Raw genomic sequence first — 2,347 nt, 5'->3', positions numbered from 1 at the left:
GGCCAGCGGCACCACGCCGGCCTTGTCCAGGCGGGCGAAGATGTCCTGGCCCACCTCGCCCCGCGTCAGCGCGTCGATGGCGGCGTAGTCGGGCATCAGGAAGGGCATCGAGAAGAGGTTGAGCTCCTTCACCTGCGGCGACCAGTTGATGGTCGAGCCCACGGCCATGTCGATCACGCCCTGGCGCAGCGCGCTGAACTCGCGCGTCTGGTCGCCCTGGATCAGCGACACGCCGGGGTAGAGCTTGATGTTGATGCGGCCCTGCGTGCGCTCCTTGACCTTGTCGGCCCACAGCTTGCCGGCCATGCCCCAGGGCGTGGGCGGGCCCAGCACCAGCGACATCTTGTACTCGGCCTTGTAGTTAGCCTGCGCGGCGGCGCCGGTCGAGAAGGTGGCCAGGGCCACGGCGGCGGCGGCCAGGCCGATGAGGCCGCGGCGGAAGGTGGATGGGGTCATGCTTCGTCTCCTTGGGGTTGTCTGTCTGTCAGGCGCGGCGGCGTTCAGTAGCCGAGGTAGCGCGGCAGCCACAGCGCCAGCTGCGGCCAGATGATCACGGCCACCATCACCAGGAACATGGCGAACAGCATCCAGCCCACCCAGCGCACGGTGGATTCCATGCGGACACCGGCAATGCGGCAGGACACCATCAGGTTCACGGCCAGCGGCGGCGTGAACTGGCCCAGCGCCACCTTGAGCGTGAGCAGCACGCCGAACCACACCGGGTCCCAGTGGTAGTGCTGCACGATGGGCCACAGCAGCGGCACGAAGATCAGGAAGATCGACACGCCGTCCAGGAACATGCCCACCGTGATCAGCATGAGGATGACCAGCGACAGCACGCCGTACTCGCCCAGGCCCGAGTTGACGATGGCCTTGGCCACCGGGTCGATGACGCCCAGCGTGGAGAGCGAATAGGCAAAGATGCCCGCCAGCGACACCACAATCAGGATCACGGCCGACAGCTCGCCCGACTCGCGCAGGATGGGGAACAGGTCGCGCACGGTGATCGTGCGGTGGATCGCCATGCCCACGAAGAGGCCGTAGAACACGGCCACCACCGCCGCCTCGGTGGGCGTGAACCAGCCGGCGCGCATGCCGCCGAGGATGAGCACCGGCGCCGCCAGGCCCCACACGGCCTGGCGCAGGCTCTGCCAGAAGGGCGGGCGGGGCAATGTGGCCTCGAGCGCGCCCATGTTGTGGCGGCGGGCCATCCACACCGCCGGCACGATCAGCGCCAGGCCGGCCAGGATGCCCGGCACCATGCCGGCCGCGAACAGCGCCGGCACCGAGGCGCCCGGCACCAGCACCGAGTACACGATGAAGGCCACCGAGGGTGGGATCAGGATGTCGGTGGCCGCCGCGGCGCCGACCACGCTGGCCGAGTACGCCGCCGGATAGCCGGCGCGCGACATGGCCGCGATCATCACCGCGCCCACGGCCGCCGCATTGGCCGGGCCCGAGCCCGAGATGCCGCCCAGGAACATGGCGACCACGATGGCCACCAGCGGCAGCATGCCGGGCCCGCGGCCCACGATGGCGATGGCGAAGTTCACCAGCCGCAGCGCCACGCCCGAGCGGTCGAAGATCGAGCCCACCAGCACGAACATCGGAATCGCCAGCAGCGGGTACTTGCCCAGGCCCGCATAGAAATTCTGCGGCACGGCCAGCAGGCCGAACCATTGCGCATCGGCATTGGCCAGCGCGATGCAGGCCGCGCCCGCCAGGCCCAGCGCCGCGCCGATCGGCACGCCGATCAGCATCATGGCCACGAAGCCGACGAAGAGCAGGGTGGCGATCATGCGTCGCTCCCGTCGCCGGCTGCAGTGCGCCGGCCCCGGCGGATGAACAGGCCGACGGCGCGCAGGCCGATGCCGGTGCACACGATGGGCAGCCAGATCGAGTACCACCACTGCGGCACGCCGATGCCCGGCGAGGTTTCCTCGAAGCGCCAGTCGTCCCACACGATGCGCACCGACAGCGCGGCGATCAGGAAGAACAGCAGCGCCACCATGGCCGCGCCGAACTGCGCCAGGCGCCGGCGGCGGGTCATGGAGCCGGCCTCGCTGAAGTACTCGATGCGGATGTGCCGGTCGCGCGCCACGGCGGCGCAGCCGCCCACCATGGCCAGCAGGATCATGAGAAACACCGAGAACTCTTCCGTCCAGGCGAAGGAGGTGTCGGTGAAGTAGCGCACCAGCACGTTGGCGAAGGTGATGCAGGCCAGCAGGCCCATGATGAGCACGGTGGCCCAGTCCTCGATGGCCAGCGGCACCTTCCCGGGCTCGTCGGCGGCGGCGATGTCGGGGGGGAGGGGGCTGGCGGCGTCCAGCTGGGCGCCGGGCTCGGG

General features: G+C 69.9%; 3 protein-coding genes. All 3 read right to left on the bottom strand.

Going from position 1 to position 2,347, the window contains the following annotated elements; translation table 11 throughout:
* The coding region (dctP, locus tag NS331_RS25045) for a TRAP transporter substrate-binding protein DctP (RefSeq protein WP_193758215.1) at nucleotides 1-456 on the bottom strand (456 nt) is incomplete at its 3' end.
* Nucleotides 457-500: 44 nt separating this feature from the next.
* On the bottom strand, nucleotides 501-1,799 hold the full coding sequence (locus tag NS331_RS25040; protein WP_058644604.1) for a TRAP transporter large permease: 1,299 nt from the start codon (nucleotides 1,797-1,799) through the stop codon (nucleotides 501-503).
* Nucleotides 1,796-2,347: TRAP transporter small permease (locus tag NS331_RS25035; protein WP_440589404.1), on the bottom strand; the 552-nt coding region annotated here is incomplete at its 5' end. The genes NS331_RS25035 and NS331_RS25040, both read right to left, overlap by 4 nt.

This window comes from Pseudacidovorax intermedius, from assembly GCF_001476815.1.
Lineage (GTDB): Bacteria > Pseudomonadota > Gammaproteobacteria > Burkholderiales > Burkholderiaceae_C > Xenophilus > Xenophilus intermedius_A.
Note: the sequence above shows the minus strand (reverse complement) of the source record. Positions and strands in the feature narration are given on the sequence as shown.

Bases quoted from the DNA above. Each gene is read 5' to 3' on its own strand.
- NS331_RS25040 (WP_058644604.1), bottom strand. From the start codon at position 1,799: ATGATCGCCACCCTGCTCTTCGTCGGCTTCGTGGCCATGATGCTGATC.